The sequence below is a fragment of the Iodobacter arcticus genome (genome assembly GCF_042664895.1).
GTDB classification, from domain to species: Bacteria; Pseudomonadota; Gammaproteobacteria; order Burkholderiales; family Chitinibacteraceae; genus Iodobacter; species Iodobacter arcticus.
Genome location: NZ_JBHTBQ010000035.1, coordinates 178786 through 196479 on the forward strand (window position 1 = coordinate 178786; position 17694 = coordinate 196479).

Sequence of the window (17694 nt, forward strand, 5' to 3'; positions counted from 1 at the left end):
TGAAATTTACATGTAATACAAACCGAGGAAAGATAGATGGAACAAGCATGGTGGGCAAGCTATCAACTGGGCGTTCCCCGAGAAATTGATATCAATGAATTTGCCGCAATACCTGCGGTACTCGCCCGCTCTGTAGCGCGATTCGGAGAACGACCCGCTTTCCTAAACATGGGAAAATCAATCAGCTACAGCGAGCTGGATCAACAATCCTCCGCCTTTGCCGCCTATTTACAACACGAGCTAAAACTGCCGCGCGGTTCACGTGTTGCCGTCATGCTGCCTAATCTATTGCAATATCCCATCGCTATTTTCGGCATTTTGCGTGCAGGCATGGTGGTGGTTAACGTTAATCCGCTCTATACCCCGCGCGAGCTCAGCCACCAATTAAAAGACTCCGGCTCAATCGCCATTGTCATTCTGGCCAACTTTGCCCACACGCTTGAAGAAGTCATCAGTAGCACGGATGTTAAGCATGTATTACTGACCGAAATTGGCGATCGGCTGAATTTCCCTAAGCGACAAATTGTAAATGCGGTGGTTAAGCACATTAAAAAAATGGTGCCTGCCTTTAACTTGCCAGGACACGTGCGTTTTAATGATGCACTGATCACTGGCGACACGCATAAAGCCACTCCCGTCGACTTAAACCACAGCGATATTGCTTTCTTACAATACACAGGCGGAACCACCGGCGTTGCCAAGGGAGCCATCCTCACCCACGGCAATATTGTTGCAAACATGCAACAAGCCCATGCGTGGATCGCCCCCGTGGTCAACGAAGGGACAGAAATGATTGTCACGGCCCTGCCGCTCTATCATATCTTTTCACTCACGGCCAACTGCATGGTTTTCTCCAAGATTGGTGCCACCAATTTACTGATCACCAACCCGCGTGATATTCCCGGCTTTATTAAAGAAATTGGCAAATACCCGGTCACCTGCATGACCGGCGTAAACACGCTATTTAATGCGCTGCTCAACAATGCTGAATTTTCCAAGCTTGATTTCAGCAAATGGAAGCTTGCCTTGGGCGGCGGCATGGCCGTACAACACGCAGTAGCAGATCGCTGGGTAAAAACCACAGGCGTGCGTCTGATTGAAGCCTATGGCCTCACCGAAACATCGCCAGCGGCAATGATGAACCCGATGAATTTACCCGAATTCAACGGCATGATTGGCCTGCCTGTGTCCTCTACGATTGGCGAAGTACGTAATGAAGAAGGCAAAGTCCTGCCGCCTGGCGAAGCGGGTGAGCTATTTATTCATGGCCCGCAAGTCATGGCAGGTTATTGGCAGCGCCCTGACGAAACCGCCAAAGTGCTAGGTAAAGACGGCTTTGTCAGCACAGGGGACGTCGCCATCATGTCGCCAAGCGGGTTTTTCCGCTTAGTTGATCGCAAAAAAGACATGATCCTCGTATCCGGTTTTAATGTTTACCCGAACGAGATTGAAGATGTAGTAGCAAGCCACCCGGGCGTGCTTGAAGTGGCCTGCATTGGTGTTGATGACGACAAATCAGGCGAAGCGGTCAAGATTTTTGTAGTTAAAAAAGACCCCAAACTCACTCAGGAAGACTTGATTGCGCATTGCCGTAAAAACCTGACCAACTATAAAATTCCACGACAAGTGGAATTCCGAGACAGCCTACCTAAGTCAAACGTAGGTAAAATACTAAGACGCGAGTTGCGCCCTAACAAATGAGCATTTCATGAACCTGTTGCCGTTTTTTAAACTGATGGCGGAGCGTAATGCTTCCGATCTTTTTCTTGCTGCTCAATCACCGATCGTGATTAAAATTGATGGCCTGTGTTATCCGGTCAACAATCAAGTTTTAGCCCCAGAGCATGTCAAGCAATTGGTCTATCAGTTGATGACACCAGAGCGGATTGCCGAATTTGAAAACACGCTGGAAATGAACTTTGCCTACCCCGTAGTTGGGGTAGGCAGTTTTCGCGTTAATATTTTCAAAGCACGCGGATCAATCTCGATGGTGGCGCGTTATATTCGCAGCAATATCCCTTCTTTTGATGAGCTTCGTGTTCCCGAGGTATTAAAAGAACTCATTATGGAAAAGCACGGCATTATTCTGGTGGTGGGAGCGACAGGCTCGGGTAAATCCTCCACCATGGCCGCCATGCTGAATCACCGCAACGAGAACCATGCGGGGCATATTTTAACCATGGAAGACCCGATCGAATTCTTGCATAAGCACAAGAAATCGCTGGTTAATCAGCGTGAGATTGGCATCGACACCAAGAGCTACCACGAGGCCCTTAAAAATGCGATGCGTGAAGCGCCGAATGTGCTGATGATTGGTGAAATCAGGGATCGCGACACCATGACGCACGCCATGCAATACGCACAGGCGGGGCACTTATGTATTTCTACCCTGCATGCAAATAACAGCTACCACTCGCTCTCGCGCATCGTTAACTTTTACCCGCAAGAATCGCGCGATGCACTGCTTTACGATTTATCGTCCTCATTAAAAGCCATTGTTTCGCAGCGCTTAATCAAAAACAAAGAAGGCAAACTGGTTGCTGCAGTTGAAGTGCTACTGAATACGCCGCGTATTGCAGAATTAATTCGCGCCGGTCAGCTGAGCGACATCAAACAAGCGATGGAGCAAAGCCTTTCTGAAGGCTCGCAAACTTTTGAGCAAGCTCTGTATAAGCTTTATCGCAATGGCGAAGTTGAACTGGACGAAGCACTCAAAAGCGCCGACTCAGCGACCAACCTCTCTTGGCTGGTCAATAATGCGCAGCCAATCACAGAGGCTGAAAGCCGCAAGCCTGACGAAAAGAAAGACCCAGATGCACCTGATATGGCATTCGATATTTCATTACACTAAGCCGCATCAAACTGCTTAAACGAGCACGGCCATCAGCCGCTCGTTTAAGCGCACCGCTTCAAATGCCCCTCCTTCTTCAACACAGAAAAGATTCCCTATGAAGCTCTATGGCATTCCCAACTGCGACACCGTTAAAAAAGCAAAAGCATGGCTCAGCGAGCAAGGCCACGATTTTGAATGGCATGATTATAAAAAATCAGGCATCAGCGCCGAGCTGCTAGAGCAATGGGCAGCACAAGTCGGCTGGGAAGCCCTGCTCAACCGCCAAGGCACGACATGGCGCAAATTAGACGAGGCAACAAAGGCTTCAATCGACAATAAAGGTGCTGCAATCGCCTTAATGATAATGCAAACCTCAATCATCAAGCGCCCAGTGCTCGACAACAATGGTACGATCACGGTCGGCTTCAAACCCGAAGTCTACGCAACACTTTTTAGAGACTGACGACACCGCAATGAACGACCCCACACTCGCACTAACCCAACAATTATTACGCCAAGCTTCCGTCACACCTGATGATGCCAACTGCCAAAATATGCTGGCTGCACGGCTCTCGGCCATTGGCTTTCGTATTGAACACATGCGTTTTGAAGATGTAGATAATCTCTGGGCGCGCTTCGGTGACACCGGCCCCGTGCTTGTCTTTGCTGGGCATACTGACGTGGTTCCAACAGGACCATTGGACCGCTGGCATTCCGATCCTTTTGAGCCCACCATTCGAGACGGCCATTTATTTGGCCGTGGCTCAGCGGACATGAAAGCATCCCTTGCCGCCTTTGTGGTCGCTTGTGAGCAATTCTTAGCTAAAAACCCAAATCCTAAAGGCTCGATCGCCTTTCTGATTACTTCAGACGAAGAAGGCCCGGCACATCACGGCACGGTTAAAGTGGTTGAAGCGCTCAAAGCGCGTAGCGAAAAAATTGATTACTGCATTGTGGGTGAACCCACTTCAGCCGAAGTCTTTGGCGACACCATTAAAAATGGCCGTCGTGGCTCGCTATCAGGCCATTTGATTGTGCACGGCGTGCAAGGCCATATTGCTTACCCGCACCTCGCTAAAAATCCCATCCACCTGCTCGCTCCTGCCTTGGCAGAGCTGGCCAGCACCGTGTGGGATAGCGGCAATGAATACTTCCCGCCCACCACATGGCAGGTATCCAATATTAATAGCGGCACGGGCGCAACCAACATCATCCCCGGCACCGTAGATGCCTTATTTAATTTCAGATTTAGCACAGCCAGCACGGCAGATTCACTCAAAGCCACCGTGCACGCCATTCTGGACAAACACCAGCTTGAATATGAAATTGATTGGGCGCTTTCGGGCGAGCCTTTCCTGACCGACCACGGCCAGCTAATCGACGCCATGCGCGATGCGGTAAGCGAAGTTTGCGGCCAAACACCTGTTCTCAACACCGTGGGTGGCACATCAGACGGGCGCTTTATTGCCAAATACTGCCCCGAAGTCGTTGAGTTTGGCCCGATCAATAAAACCATTCATAAGCTCAATGAATGCGTGGCGGTTGAAGATTTACCCAAGCTTGCGGCCATTTATGAGAAAGCTTTAGAGAAACTCATCGCCTAGTTCGGCAGCTATCAAGCAAAAACAAAGCGAGGTGCCCAATCAATAAATTACGGCAACCCCGCTTTGTTTCTGCTTAAGGGCAAATTAATCTAGTGATTAAAGTAAGCCCACCTTTCCGGCCTACTGCCCATAACCCAAAAATGACTTACTTACAAAGCAACTTCTGGATTTGTTCTAGCGTAGGTGGTGTCGCTCCTATCGCCAAGCAAGCTGCTGCTCCTGCTGCAATCGCCCAAGCCAAATGCGTTTCGCCACTTGCTTGAGGTTGCAGCATTAAGCTATAAACCAGCCCACCCACACTGGCGTCCCCCGCACCAACGGTATCAAGCACCTCAATCACTGGAGGGGTCTGTTGCCATTGCTGCTGCTGGTGAATCAAAGTCGCTCCCGCTTCACCATAGGTATAAAGAAGCCATGCTTCAGGCTGCAGCCAGCCCTGTAAACGTGCAAGTGCTGCCGTTTTATCTGTAGTGCGAAATAGGCCGCAGAGATCTTCATCCGAGACCTTAACCACATCCGCCAAACGACTCATTTCTTCAAACACGGGGTCGTATTGCTCGTTCATCAGAATACGGAAATTGGGGTCATAACTAATCGTGGCTCCAACTTGCTTGGCTTGCCTAGCTAATTGCAGCAGTTTGCTAGCCAAACGCGGGCGAGCGAGGCTGATGCCACCAAAGTGCAGCCAAACACCTGCACTGAGCCAACCATCGGGGAGCGCCTGCGGGTCAAAATAAAGATCAGCACTGTCGTCGCCCACAAAAAAATACTGGGGTGGATGGGTTTCATGCACCATCGCCAAAAGGGGCGAGGCGGGCTGTTGCTGCATAAATCGCATATCCAAATTAGCCTGACGACTTGCAGCAATCAAAGCATCACCAAAGCAATCCTGACTCACAGCACCGGCAAACGCGCTGCTTACACCCAGCGCCGACATAACCCGTGCAACATTCCAAGTGGCACCGCCATTTTTGGCACTCCACTGCTCATTTGCAACTCGAATCAGGTCGGTCAACGCCTCTCCGGCCGCGACAAAGCGAGGGTAGCTCATCATGACTCCTCAATTTAATTTGCGTGTTCTTTTTAATTGGATAAGTACCGTGGATTTCGTAGTAGAGCAATCCACGGCGTCTTTAAAGCAATGGCCGCTTAAAGCACATTAAGCACTTCGTAGCACGCACCCATCGTGTGGTAATCCACCTTCCCTGCTGGGCTTTTTTCATCGCTATATTTGCTATTGTCGCCCCGCAAAATACGCCACCAACCACCATGCTGATGGTCCACAAAATGGATCCAGGCATACGCCCATATACGTTGATAATCTTCCCAATAACTCGCCTTACCCGTGCGCTGCGCCAGTAATGCTGCGGCGGCTAAACTTTCGGCCTGCACCCAGAAATACTTATCACTGTCGCAAACTTCGGTTTGCAGCTCTGTTGGCATCGATACCGCTGGAGCCGCCATTACCGGCCCAAATCCATACACTAGCCCACCATTTTGATGATCCCAAGCGCGTTTCATGGCTTCAGCAAACAGCTGTTCGGCGCGCGGCAATTGCCAAGGCGCTGGGCGGTGCCGCTCTAAAATAAGCAGCAGCTTGGCCCATTCGGCAAAATGGCCCGGCTGATAACCCCAAGGGCGAAAGATATTTGTTTTGTCATCTTTATTGTATTCCCAGTCCACCTGCCAATTTCGGTCGTAGTGCTCCCAGATTAGATTATTGGCGAGAGCGGTTTGACGCTCAGTGATATTACGCGCCAGTAATTCGGCACGATCCAGATAGCGGATATTTTGAGTGGCCTCGAAGGCGGTTAACATCGCCTCACACGCATGCATATTGGCATTTTGGCCGCGATAAGGCAGCAGCTGCCAGTCTGGCGTGGCCTCATCAGCATATAAGCCATGCTGAGGCTCCCAAAAGTGCTTTTCCATCAATTGCCACGTTTCATCCAACCAGCCTTTCGCCTCTTCAACGCCCGCCATAATGCCTTGGGCGTAAGCAAGAACAACAAAAGCTAATCCATAGCAGTGGTTGGTTGCATCCTTCACGCTAGCTCGGCCTTCATGCCAGTCTAATTCCCAAGCGTAGCCACCGGTCACAGGGTTGCGATGCACCTCTCGTAAAAAAGCGAGCCCATGACGTGTGGCATCTAAATATGCAGGGTCTTTAAATTGACGCCATGCCATAGCGTTATTAAAAACAAAGCGTGTACTACTGACGAGGTGACGGGTTCGTGCGTCGTAGATATGGCCATCATCCTTAAAAAACTGGTAAAACCCACCACTAGGATCTATTGAAGCGGGGTGATAAAACGCCATGGTGTGACGAATATGATCAAGTAAAGTCTGGGATTTACGAAAATCGGGCAAGATCATTTTATGCTCCTAAATGGGCCATGGTGTGGCCCTGACATGGGATCAAAGTAAGGAAATAATTAACAGCACCGTATCTTGTCCTGCTTATGCAGGCATCGCAGCCTTACGATTACGCCCTGCCCGATAGCCGTACAGCCCATAAAACACAATGTAAGCAAAGGCCAGCAAGGGGATAGTAAACGACGCATGAATACCGACTGAATCTGCAATCAAACCTTGCAATGGAGGCAGCAGTGCGCCGCCCAAAATGGCCATCACTAACAAGGATGAAGCCTGACTTTTTTCGGCACCAAGGCCATCAATAGCCAAAGAGAAAATATTCGACCACATGATTGAGCAGAACAAACCCATGCCCAGCACGGCCCACTGCGCTACAGCGCCACGACTGGTCATTGCAATCAGCAATAACAGCACATTTATGCTGCCAAAAATAATCAGCATGCGGTTGGGTTTTGATTTACCAAATAAGAAAGCAGCCAGCAGGAGCACAACGGGAATTGCGTAACCCTGCGCATTATCCCAACCTGAAACCATACCAATCAGCAGTAAGGCAAGCAGGGGAATGGCAACGAGAAAGGCAAATTTTTTGGATGAGCTGATATCACTTAAGGCAAAAGCGCCCATAAAACGGCCAATCATCAAGCCCCCCCAAAATAGTGCTAGATACGGGCTGGCTGCTTCATAAGTTAAGCCACCCTGCTCTGGGCTAGATAAAAAACTGGTCAGCACACTACCCACAGAAACTTCACCCCCTACATACATAAAGATGGCCAGCATCCCCAACACGGTATGCGGATGCTTCAATGGCCCCAAGCCACCGCCACCTTGCACCTCTTTATTACTAAATGCCGGTAAGTTAGCAAATTTGAATAAAATAGCTAATGAGAAAAACACCACTGCAACCACCAAATAAGGGATCTTGAAGGCTTCAGTTCCATGTGCACCCGCCGTATTAAATACTTTAAAAATCAGCCAACCACCCACGAGGGGGCCAACCGTAGTTCCCAAAGAATTAAATGCCTGCGCTAGATTTAAGCGGCTAGATGCGGTTTTTTCTGGCCCTAAAATAGTGACATAAGGATTGGCGGTGATTTGTAACATCGCAAAGCCTAGGCCAACCACAAATAGTGCAGTAAGAAAGAAGGGATATGACACCATCTGTGCCGCGGGATAAAACAGCGCACTGCCAACACCTGCAATCACCAAACCCAAAATGACACCATTTTTGTAGCCAATTCGGTTGATCGGATCACCGTAAAAAACTGAAACGAGGTAATACAGTAGTGAGCCAACAAAATAAGCACCAAAGAAAGCAAATTGCACCAGCATCGCTTCAAAGTAACTTAGCGTGAAGGCATTTTTAAAACGAGGAATCAACAGATCATTCCATACCGTCATAAAGCCCCACATAAAAAACAGCACCGTCATAAGAGAGAACGAAGCACGGTACGACTGCCCTGCCTTGGCAGGAGCATCACAGCCAAGAGGCAAAGTTGATGTACTAGCGGTGACCATTTAAATCTCCTAATTTGAAGCGATAAGCCGGAGCCAACTCAGCTAGCGGATGAGGAATAAGGCCCGTTGGGGGCAAAACATGCACATTAGCTACTCGCACGGATAATCAGCTCAACGCTTTGAAGCACTTCGCTCGGCTGCGGCGATAGCAGCCCCAAAACAGCAGAACGCCCTAGTGCTGCTTTATTGATCGCAATGGTGGAGATATCTTGATGAGCCGCAATGGCAATATCGTCAAAGCCAATCAAAGCCAGATCAACTGGAATTTTGATCCCACGACGTAAACACTCCTCTTTAACGATCACGGCACAAATATCGTTAAAGCAAAATAAGGCATCGGGCGGCTTGGGTAAGGCCAGTAAGGAGTCCAGCGCGGCAATAGCGCCTTGTTGTAATGACAATTCAGGAGGAATGAGGACTTCCAGCGCAGGATCGGCGAGCCGATTGGCATCAAAAAGCGCTTGCCGATAACCACGCTCGCGTTGCCGAATTGAATAATGGGCTAATGAGCCCGATAAAAAAGCAATCCGCTGATAGCCTTGTACTAGCAAATGCTGCATTGCCAAGCGTGCGCCAGCTAAATTATCTGGGTTAATTGCGTTGATTCCGAGAACAGCGTTATCGATTAAAACCAGTGGCTTACCCAAGCCTTGGATTAATTGCAGGATGGGTGGCTCGATGTAGCCAAGGCATAAAATAGCGTCTGGCGCATGCGTTTTAATTTGCCTACGCAGTGAGCCGGCAGGGTCTGGAATCAGCGTAGACAATTGAATGCCAAGCTCTAAGCTGGCAGCATGCGCCCCAGCAATGATGGCATCGTAAAATAAGCGCGCAGAGCCGGTTGCGTGCTGGCGGTGTAGCACCAACAAAATATGGCGAATAGGCGAATGCTGTAGTCGCTCGCTTTGATAATTGTGCTCTATCGCTAGCGCCATAATGGTTTCGCGCAGCGCTGCAGAGACGCCCGCCTGCCCTTTAAGTGCACGCGATACTGTGCCAACGGATACGCCAGCTCGTTTTGCAAGTTCACGTAAGTTTATTTGCATTGCACCCAGTCCTTATTTCCATTGCTTATTTCATGTTTAGCCAATTGCCAGTGTTTATCTATTCAACAAAATAAATAAACAACGGAAGTGTAGTCAGATTTTAAAGACTACACAACTGAATTACTTAAGGTAAAAATTCCACTATTTTTCAATTTTAAGCACAATTATGCCAAAACCATTAACAATGGGAGTGACACGTCAACTCGATTACGGTTTTTTTGCAAAGCCAGCACGGCTGGCTCGCTAAAACAATGAACGTGCAGCAGTTGAAGATTTACCCAAGCTGGCGGCTATTTATGAGAAAGCTTTAGAGAAGTTGATTGCCTAAAAAAAAGGAGAGAGGTATCCCTCTCTCCTTCTGCAACAAGAGCAAAGTGCAAATAAAGCATCAAAGCACCGCCGCAATTGTGAATGAAACGTCAACAGACCCTAGCACTTTAAGCACTCACTTTTCGCAGCAGCCCTTCCAGCGGCCCTAAGCGATAAAACTTACGCCAATAGCTTGCAAACACCACAGCAAACGCACAAAACAGCAGCGCACTTGTAACGGAAAAAGCTAAAGATTGCTTTTCTAGTAAGCCCAAAGACTCCAACAAGCCCATTCCCAAAATGACATGAGCCAAATAAAAAGTCAGCGCCAATTGGCCGGTATAAACAAAAGGCATTAGCCAAGCTTTTTTCCCATACTTTTCTCCCAAAGCCACACAGAGTGTAATGATCACCGTGGCACTTCCTGCTGCCCCAATAAAATATACAGGCAAAGGCGGCATAGGCTGGGTACTAAAAAAAACTTCATAAGCAGGCGGCATATCCATCAGCCGTGCATAGGGCAAGAGTAAAACAATCAACTCGGCTAGCACGGCAGCAAAGACCCCCAATAAGAATAAGCGTTCACGCACCGCAACATGGCCTAAGTTTTGCCGCCCGATCACCATTCCCAACAATAAAAACCCTAGCCAAGGCAATATGGGATGAAAACCATTAAATATCAAATTACGTATAAACCCCTTAATGCTCCATAAATCAGCATAAGCCAAAGTCTGCCAATTCCATGCTGTGTTGTAATTGAACATTACAAATAGTAGTGTTGAAATTATTAACAATAAAACTATCAAAGCTAATATATAGTGGCTCGCCAGCAACAAACATAGAGCACCGATTAAAATATACATACCATAATAATGCAAAATATCAGCAGGCCAGATCTCTATATACAAAAGCCCCAGTACAAATAAAAATCCAGCCCGCTTAAATAATGCCTTCCGCTCTACAGCCAACGACTGTAAATCTCCAGATAGTCTTGATTGCCGGGTCAACAAAGACAAACCCACTCCTGCCAATATCACAAATAATGCAGAAGCACGACCATCAATGATATTTACTATTTTCAACCACGCCATGTTTTCGCTAGCATTGGCATGCATCACAATCTTAAAATTAACAATCACCATTCCAAAAACAGCCAGTGCACGAGCCAAATCAAAGCCTAAGATTCGTTGTTTCATTTCACACCCCATACATCATCGCCACCCTATTTAGAACGAATAGCCCAGAATAAGCGAGGCAGCTGGATTCGTTTTTGACTCTGTTAAAGGGCTATTCTCCGCATTTTTAAATAAACGCTTTACACCTAAAGACGAAGAAATCCCCCAGTTTTTATCAAAAAGATGATTCCAGGTCACAGTTAAACTGCCCGTATCAAAACCCGCCTTAGGCGAATAAATCGCATAAGATGAAGCAAGACTTTGTGCTGCCGTCACACCATAATAAGTTTGCGCATATTTGGCGTCTGCATAATGCGCAAAGGCACTGATAGATAATTGATCAGCCTCTGTAGTGTAAATAGGAGCGGAAAGCGTGACATGATAGGCATTGCCATTTTCACGATGATTCAGCTTTAATTCTGCACCCAATGATAAATGCGCAACATCCCATAAATTAACACCCCCTTCTAAATTTAATAACGCTGAATTTTTAATATCTCCCATGCCCTTAAATTTACTTTTTGTGTCTGAAAAATTGGCAACATCATCCCCCCGACTGCCGCCATAAGCCAGCGCAACACTGCCGTCGAAAATCCCTTTTTCTGCCTGAAAGCCAATCCCGCGCACACCGGCAAAAAAGCCGTTTGCCGCTTGATAATCCACATAAAGAATTGGAGATACTTTATTTTTTTTACCCCCGACAAACTCCGGGCCATAGCCAATACCCACTCCAAGGGTAATCTTTGATTCATCTTTTGGCTCTTCTGCCGCATAGAGGGGAACGACCATCAGCGAAGTAAGCAAAGCAACAACATAACGCATAATAGCTACTCTCTTTTTTAATAAGTAAGCCATCTTAAAGAGAGGGTATTAAAATATCACACCTAAACTGTCTGTAATTTGTCACTAAATTGTAGATAAGCAAAGCCACAAACAAATGTATAAAAAGTGTAGCGCGATGCAATGAAGTGTCTTTCCCCAAGCCATAATCAGCAAGCGCTTGTACAATGTCGTTTGCATACCATGTTAGAGAAAATAATGTTCAGATTGATGCTCGTAGAGGATGACACCAAGCTGGCGGCACTCATTCAGGAGTACCTCAGCAGCTATGAATTTAATGTAGAGATCATTAGCCGTGGCGATATTGCCCTCGCTCACTACAAAGCCACTGAACCCGACATTATTGTGCTGGATTTAATGCTGCCAGGCCTAGATGGCATGGTGGTTTGCCGACAAATCCGTGAAATCAGCAGTGTGCCTATTTTAATTCTCACCGCGCGTGAGGATATGTTCGATGAGGTTTCGGGACTAGAACAAGGTGCAGATGATTACGTTAATAAGCCTATCCAGCCCCGCATTTTACTGGCTCGTTTACGTGCTCTATTAAGGCGTGGCGCGAGCAGAAACAATAGCGCTCAATCCGCACTCACTTTTGGTGATTTAGAAATATCCAAAACAGATCGAAGTGTGCGCTGGAAAAACGAAACCTCTGCTTTAAGTAATTCAGAGTTCAAACTATTACTATTACTTGCCGAATCAGCGGGCCGTGTGTTATCACGCGATGATATTTTAAAATCAATGCGCGGAATTGAATTTGATGGCATGGACAGAAGCATCGACAATAGCATCTCGCGTTTACGCCGTAAATTTAACGATCATGATTCTGAAAAAATTAAAACCATCTGGGGTGAAGGCTATTTATTCAGCCCATCCGCTTGGGAATAAAAAATAATGTGGCGAATTTATTTACGTATTTTTATATTAATCTCAGTAGTCACCATTTCTTTAACGCAAGTGCTCAGCTATATGACTAATCAGTTTTATGCAGAGCAGTTGGAACAATTTGCAGTTAAAGATGCGGATGCACAAATTTTTCTAGTTGAGCAATATTTAGATAATACCCACGGGCAACTCTGGTTAGATCGCTTTAAAACTTTACAAAAAAAAGCCAATGACAGCTACGATCTCATCACGCTTGATCGCACAATAGCCATGATTGCCCCGCGCAACCGGCAAAGACTGCTTGAGAGAAAAGTGGTGGTGGATATTCAAAGTAACGCTTATTTCCGCCGGGTAGATACAGATAATTCAACATTTCCAGGCAGTGCCAATCTGGTTATCTATGTTACAAACAAAGAAGATCACGACCCATTAATTACCAGAATAAAAAGATTTCAATACACCATTATCTTTTTATTATTGCTCATTCCCTGTGGGATCTGGTCTTATCTGCACTGGAGAGAATTGCAATCGCTCTCTAAAACAGCGAATGAATTTGGCTCAGGCTTATTATCCAGCCGCGCAAAGGTGAGAAAAAGCGCCAGCGTTTATCCACTCGCCCAATGTATGAATTTAATGGCAGAAAGAATTCAGCGCTTAGTTGATTCACAACGCGAATTACTCCATTCCGTTTCCCATGAATTACGCACGCCGATTGCTAGGCTGGAGTTTGGCCTAGAACTACTCAAAAAAGACGCCAAAAATAATGATCTCAATCCGCGTTTTTTAGCCATGGAAAATGATTTACAAGAACTTAACGAGCTGGTTAGCGAGCTACTTAGCCTGGCAAAAATTGAGCAGCAACAAGCCCTGCCAATGCACAGAGTGAATCTGACCGAAACGCTACATATGGTTTTAAATTCGCTGGAGCATGTCATGCACGGCAAAGAAATTAGCCATGCCATTCATTCACAAGACAGCATGGTCATGGGCGATCCTAAGCTGCTAAGCCGTGCGCTCAGTAATCTTTTGCGCAATGCCGCCAAATACGCCGAGCATAAAATCAAGATATCCACCCTGCAAAATAATACGGGCGGGCTAGAGATCAGCATTGAGGATGACGGCCCTGGCATTCCAGACAAGGAGCGCGAGCATATTTTCGAGCCATTTTTTCGCTTAGATCGAAGCCGAGATAGAGCGAGCGGGGGATTTGGTTTGGGACTAGCGATTGCTAAAAAAGCAGTGACTTTGCATCAAGGGAAGATTTGGGTCGATCAATCAACGCTAGGTGGAGCACGTTTTACGATTAGTCTTACAGAAGCTTAAAACCCACAACCGCCTGTTAAAGCTCCTGAATTAAAATAACACCTGTAGCGACTATGCCGAAACCATGCGCTGTGGCATCCAGCGTATGGCTTGTGGCACGGGTTGTGCGCTTAAAGCATCGGCCATCACTTGCTTAGCACAGCTGGTGCACTGACCACAGCAGGTTGATACGGCTGTTTGCTCTTGTAACTCAGCAAAGGTGCGCACGCCACCGGCCACGGCTTTGTGGATGGCTTTGTCGGTAACACTATTACAGATGCAAACATACATGGCAGGCTTCTCAGACTGATAACTGTTCTCATTATATTCTAAAATAGCCACTTGCCAAGTGATAAATAGCACCCATTCTCAAAAAAATCTCACATGACGCATATCCAATTCTAAACCGCCGACTTATGCTAAAAAACCTCAGCACGCTGAAAGTAAAGCGCCTTTTACCCTTCATTTTTTCTGATACAAACACTCGGTAAAAATACCATTCCATGCAAGCCTGCGCCAGAATGCTGACGCGCTATGATGTTGTTCTATTTGATGCCACTGTAAGCTCGATCATGACCTTATCGCTCGCCGCCCTTGCGCCCCCTGCCGACGCAACCCGCGTTTATTCCACCGCCGAACAAAATGCACTCCAGCTACAAAACGAGCTGCTCAATCTAAACACCGACTCTAGCGCCCTCCTCCTTTGCTATGAGCGCGCACTAGCGCTACTTCCTCGCCTAGAAGCTGTTCATACCAGTGACACCGAAGCGCAGACTCGCTCACGGCGAGCGGCCCAGCAAGCTCATGCCTTGATGCTCACCGTGCACCAACATTTTATAGAAGCCGCCGCTCAAAAAGCCTATGAAACAGGGCTATTTGTAAGCAGCCGCCCCCGCTTAGAAGCGCTCGGCATGGTATTAGAGAGCGCATGGCAGCTGAGCTGTCTGCACGCGCGCACGCTTACGCCACTCCCCAAAGGATTTTGGCTGGGATGCCATCTCTGCTTTGCCGAAATCACCACACTGGGCTGGGCAAGGCGTACTTTAAAAAACGGCAATCACTTAGCGGCCATTTACCGACAAATTATGCTACTGGGCATTAGCGCAAGTAATCGCCTAGAGCCACAAAAAATGGCCCTGCTGTTTAATATTGTGCAAGATGAAGCGCGTTATCTGGACTTGGTGCAACTCGACCAAGCTTTAAATGAGCAAGGTGCGTTTCTTTACCAAACCGATAGCGATGATGCCCCTCGTTTTACTCAAGAGCGCCCAAGCCAAGAGCCACAAGTTTGGTGGATCATCGAAACGCAAGGCATCCTTAAGCGGCTAAGCATCAGGCTACAGCGCCTGCTGGTGCAAACAGAAGATCGTCACCATGAAATCCAGCTGATCGGGCGTTTATTACAAGAATGGGCCGCCCCGCCACGGCGGCAACACTTTCGCCTACGCCGTAGGAATGGCGAACAAATCCAATTGATCAGCCTATGGCCACGCTGCTGGAATATTGCTGCCGGGCATATTGATGACGCCGCACCCGAACCTGCCAAGCTCAACATTTGCAATATCAGCGCATCCGGCCTGCTACTGCAAGGCGAATCACTCAACCAGCCCCTGCAAGCAGGCGAAATACTGATGCTGCGGCGCAGTGATCAACACTGGCAACTTGGGCTGGTACGCTGGTTAAGCTTACGTGGCGATGGCTTATCCAGCGAATGCGGCATCGAACTAATCGGCCGCTCGCCAGAAGCCGTGCATATCGCGCCGATTACCAGCCTAGGCGCAGACACCCTCACCCCAGCCCTAAGCCTTGCGCCCGACATCCGCCGAGGCCACAACGGCATGCTGATTTTGGCAGGCAAGCAATACCAAGCCATGCGCATGTTCACCGTGCACGATTCACGCGGCATCTGCAAAGTACGAGCCACGCGCCTAGTGATGCAAACGGCTTATTATCAGTTTATTGAAACGCGGCTGGAAGAAATCAGTCCCAAAGAATAAGTATCTGCACAAGTCTTTGTACTTGTTCCCCCCCTTTGAAAAAGGGGGGCTAGGGGGGATTTAGAGTTGCATATCTTGACCCATAGGCGCAAAACAAAGCTACACCAAGGCAAATCCCCCTCAATCCCCCTTTGATAAAGGGGGAAGCTATAGCACTGATGCCGCCTATTGTGTGTAGATACTTATCTCCAAAGCCCAGCCGGAGGGCTGATGCACTGCTTTTAGCCGTATTGCTGCGCCATCGTGTTTTCAGACTAGAAAATTAATCAATTTCACAACCCACCGTAAAAAAATGACGGTGGCGGTCAATTATACGACAGCAAAAACAGACAAATTGACTAGACTACTGAATCCTATTCTACTTAGCGACAAAGCAAGCAGTCAGGTATTAGCTAACTTCAACAGCACGGACACGGTGGAAATCCCTGCTAAATCGGGTGTAGTATCTCGGCATAAAATACTTCAGGCTGCGCCCAGCATAGAAATTACAAGGGGCTTAGCGTTTTTATGCACCCATGGTGGCGGTTTTTCTGCCGTTTTAGGGTGTCTACATATTGTTAGCCAAAGCGGCCTTGTTATTTTGTCTTTTAGTTGGCACGTTGTTGTGGCAGTTTGTGTTGCAATCGTATTGATATTTTTATTCTGTTTTGCAGCTTTCTGTTTTAGTTCCGTATTAACACGCTACAATTCGTCGGCCCTATTTTTAGTGGCTTTCTTTTTTCGTATCTCTGTTTCATTACGAAAAACGTGGGTTTTATTTCTTGTGCAGTGGCAATACGCCTAACATGGCACAAGAATCTATAGGGTCAGGTCTTACATTTGACATAAAGTAATCGATTTAACCTTTTTTACAATGTACTGTAAATTTTATCATATGCAAAATGTAAGACCTGACCCTATTGCTTTTTCAACCGGGCTGGCCGGGACGCGGCAGCTCATTCGGATAGTTGGCGCGGTCAGCCATCCGATTAGTTCAATCGTTAGAGAAAAACCAATGAATGTGTTCGCGTATGTGGCAGCACTCACTTTTGCAGGGACAATCGCCGCTTACCTTTTTGGTCGTATCGTATGTAACCTCAATGGGGTTTTAGTGTTCTTTATATATTTTGTCGTTTCACTTAGCTTGGGTTTCTTCCTAAGCTTTCCCATATTGTCCATTGTCGGGACACTCTGCTTTGCTCTGGATTTAAAAGAGACACAATGCATCATTACAGACGATCAGACCGTTTGGTTTCTAGCGACTCCGTTAGTTTTTTTTCCTGCCTACATAATTTGCATGTTTATTGGCCGCACGCACGGGAAATAGAAAAACCCATAATCTAACAAGGTCAGACTCCATTGAATGCACTCAAACCAAGGCCTAACCCATCATTCAAGTGGGACGCCTAACGGCGCCCCTTAATTCAAACGTTAGGCCACTCATGACCGATCACAACGAACATTGAGACCTATGGAGACCTATGAGACCTATGGGGTCAGGTCTTACATTTGACATGAATTAATCAATTGAGACCTATGGGGTCAGGTCTTACATTTGACATGAATTAATTAATTTAAGCTGCTTTGCAAACCACTGTAAATTTTATAATTATGCAAAATACAAGACCTGACCCCGTTACTTCGATTCACATTGTGAATCGAATCAAAAATTAACAACAAAGGTTAGGATTTAATAAATTACACAATTGCCATTCTAGACAGAGATAACCATAACATTGCATCCAATATTCTTTGGTTTCCTGAGACCATCGGTGGAGCAAAGAAAATGCTCTCCGTTTTTATGGATGAAACTCGGCCTGCAAATGCAGCTCAGTC

General features: G+C 47.2%; 15 protein-coding genes. 8 read left to right on the forward strand and 7 right to left on the reverse strand.

Going from position 1 to position 17694, the window contains the following annotated elements:
• The first annotated feature begins 36 nt into the window (after positions 1-36).
• From ACFQNF_RS16920 to dapE, 4 genes are all read left to right on the forward strand, one after another.
• The gene (locus ACFQNF_RS16920; protein ID WP_380189090.1) at positions 37-1701 is read left to right on the forward strand and encodes an AMP-binding protein; all 1665 of its coding nucleotides are present in this window, start codon (positions 37-39) and stop codon (positions 1699-1701) included.
• 7 nt (positions 1702-1708) lie between these two features.
• Complete coding sequence (locus ACFQNF_RS16925) at positions 1709-2851, forward strand: PilT/PilU family type 4a pilus ATPase (protein ID WP_380189091.1); 1143 nt, start codon at positions 1709-1711, stop codon at positions 2849-2851.
• A 97-nt stretch (positions 2852-2948) separates the two neighbouring features.
• Positions 2949-3296, forward strand: coding sequence for an ArsC family reductase (locus ACFQNF_RS16930; protein ID WP_380189092.1), 348 nt, complete (start codon positions 2949-2951; stop codon positions 3294-3296).
• A gap of 10 nt (positions 3297-3306) precedes the next feature.
• Positions 3307-4437 carry a succinyl-diaminopimelate desuccinylase gene (gene dapE / locus ACFQNF_RS16935; protein ID WP_380189093.1) on the forward strand — a complete coding sequence of 377 codons (1131 nt, stop codon included), beginning with the start codon at positions 3307-3309 and terminating at the stop codon, positions 4435-4437.
• A 145-nt stretch (positions 4438-4582) separates the two neighbouring features.
• Here the strand turns inward: dapE and ACFQNF_RS16940 are convergent, their stop codons facing one another.
• From ACFQNF_RS16940 to ACFQNF_RS16965, 6 genes are all read right to left on the reverse strand, one after another.
• On the reverse strand, positions 4583-5491 hold the full coding sequence (locus ACFQNF_RS16940) for a carbohydrate kinase family protein (protein WP_380189094.1): 909 nt from the start codon (positions 5489-5491) through the stop codon (positions 4583-4585).
• A 95-nt stretch (positions 5492-5586) separates the two neighbouring features.
• Positions 5587-6813, reverse strand: a complete 1227-nt coding sequence (locus ACFQNF_RS16945; protein ID WP_380189095.1) for an AGE family epimerase/isomerase — start codon at positions 6811-6813, stop codon at positions 5587-5589.
• Between the two features lie 84 nt (positions 6814-6897).
• On the reverse strand, positions 6898-8328 hold the full coding sequence (locus ACFQNF_RS16950; RefSeq protein WP_380189096.1) for a sugar MFS transporter: 1431 nt from the start codon (positions 8326-8328) through the stop codon (positions 6898-6900).
• Positions 8329-8414: 86 nt separating this feature from the next.
• The gene (locus ACFQNF_RS16955; protein WP_380189097.1) at positions 8415-9374 is read right to left on the reverse strand and encodes a LacI family DNA-binding transcriptional regulator; all 960 of its coding nucleotides are present in this window, start codon (positions 9372-9374) and stop codon (positions 8415-8417) included.
• A gap of 437 nt (positions 9375-9811) precedes the next feature.
• On the reverse strand, positions 9812-10879 hold the full coding sequence (locus ACFQNF_RS16960; protein WP_380189098.1) for a DUF418 domain-containing protein: 1068 nt from the start codon (positions 10877-10879) through the stop codon (positions 9812-9814).
• 30 nt (positions 10880-10909) lie between these two features.
• The gene (locus ACFQNF_RS16965; RefSeq protein ID WP_380189099.1) at positions 10910-11680 is read right to left on the reverse strand and encodes a MipA/OmpV family protein; all 771 of its coding nucleotides are present in this window, start codon (positions 11678-11680) and stop codon (positions 10910-10912) included.
• Between the two features lie 216 nt (positions 11681-11896).
• Between ACFQNF_RS16965 and ACFQNF_RS16970 the strand changes: the two genes are divergently transcribed.
• Positions 11897-12583, forward strand: coding sequence for a response regulator (locus ACFQNF_RS16970; protein ID WP_380189100.1), 687 nt, complete (start codon positions 11897-11899; stop codon positions 12581-12583).
• A 6-nt stretch (positions 12584-12589) separates the two neighbouring features.
• Entirely contained in the window at positions 12590-13903 is a 1314-nt protein-coding gene (locus ACFQNF_RS16975; protein WP_380189101.1) for an ATP-binding protein, read from the forward strand.
• 51 nt (positions 13904-13954) lie between these two features.
• Here ACFQNF_RS16975 and ACFQNF_RS16980 read toward each other — a convergent pair whose 3' ends face one another.
• A complete protein-coding gene (locus ACFQNF_RS16980) occupies positions 13955-14245 on the reverse strand; it encodes a (2Fe-2S)-binding protein (protein ID WP_380189102.1) in 291 nt (96 codons plus the stop codon).
• A 158-nt stretch (positions 14246-14403) separates the two neighbouring features.
• Here ACFQNF_RS16980 and ACFQNF_RS16985 point away from each other — a divergent pair, with 158 nt between their 5' ends.
• Both ACFQNF_RS16985 and ACFQNF_RS16990 read left to right on the forward strand, forming a co-directional pair.
• Entirely contained in the window at positions 14404-15879 is a 1476-nt protein-coding gene (locus ACFQNF_RS16985; RefSeq protein ID WP_380189103.1) for a hypothetical protein, read from the forward strand.
• A 292-nt stretch (positions 15880-16171) separates the two neighbouring features.
• A complete protein-coding gene (locus ACFQNF_RS16990) occupies positions 16172-16663 on the forward strand; it encodes a hypothetical protein (RefSeq protein ID WP_380189104.1) in 492 nt (163 codons plus the stop codon).
• Positions 16664-17694 lie beyond the last annotated feature (1031 nt).

Coding starts and splice junctions, on each gene's coding strand:
- ACFQNF_RS16920 (WP_380189090.1), top strand. CDS start 37: ATGGAACAAGCATGGTGGGCAAGCTATCAACTGGGCGTTCCCCGAGAA.
- ACFQNF_RS16925 (WP_380189091.1), top strand. CDS start 1,709: ATGAACCTGTTGCCGTTTTTTAAACTGATGGCGGAGCGTAATGCTTCC.
- ACFQNF_RS16930 (WP_380189092.1), top strand. CDS start 2,949: ATGAAGCTCTATGGCATTCCCAACTGCGACACCGTTAAAAAAGCAAAA.
- dapE (WP_380189093.1), top strand. CDS start 3,307: ATGAACGACCCCACACTCGCACTAACCCAACAATTATTACGCCAAGCT.
- ACFQNF_RS16940 (WP_380189094.1), bottom strand. CDS start 5,491: ATGATGAGCTACCCTCGCTTTGTCGCGGCCGGAGAGGCGTTGACCGAC.
- ACFQNF_RS16945 (WP_380189095.1), bottom strand. CDS start 6,813: ATGATCTTGCCCGATTTTCGTAAATCCCAGACTTTACTTGATCATATT.
- ACFQNF_RS16950 (WP_380189096.1), bottom strand. CDS start 8,328: ATGGTCACCGCTAGTACATCAACTTTGCCTCTTGGCTGTGATGCTCCT.
- ACFQNF_RS16955 (WP_380189097.1), bottom strand. CDS start 9,374: ATGCAAATAAACTTACGTGAACTTGCAAAACGAGCTGGCGTATCCGTT.
- ACFQNF_RS16960 (WP_380189098.1), bottom strand. CDS start 10,879: ATGAAACAACGAATCTTAGGCTTTGATTTGGCTCGTGCACTGGCTGTT.
- ACFQNF_RS16965 (WP_380189099.1), bottom strand. CDS start 11,680: ATGCGTTATGTTGTTGCTTTGCTTACTTCGCTGATGGTCGTTCCCCTC.
- ACFQNF_RS16970 (WP_380189100.1), top strand. CDS start 11,897: ATGTTCAGATTGATGCTCGTAGAGGATGACACCAAGCTGGCGGCACTC.
- ACFQNF_RS16975 (WP_380189101.1), top strand. CDS start 12,590: ATGTGGCGAATTTATTTACGTATTTTTATATTAATCTCAGTAGTCACC.
- ACFQNF_RS16985 (WP_380189103.1), top strand. CDS start 14,404: ATGCTGACGCGCTATGATGTTGTTCTATTTGATGCCACTGTAAGCTCG.
- ACFQNF_RS16990 (WP_380189104.1), top strand. CDS start 16,172: ATGACGGTGGCGGTCAATTATACGACAGCAAAAACAGACAAATTGACT.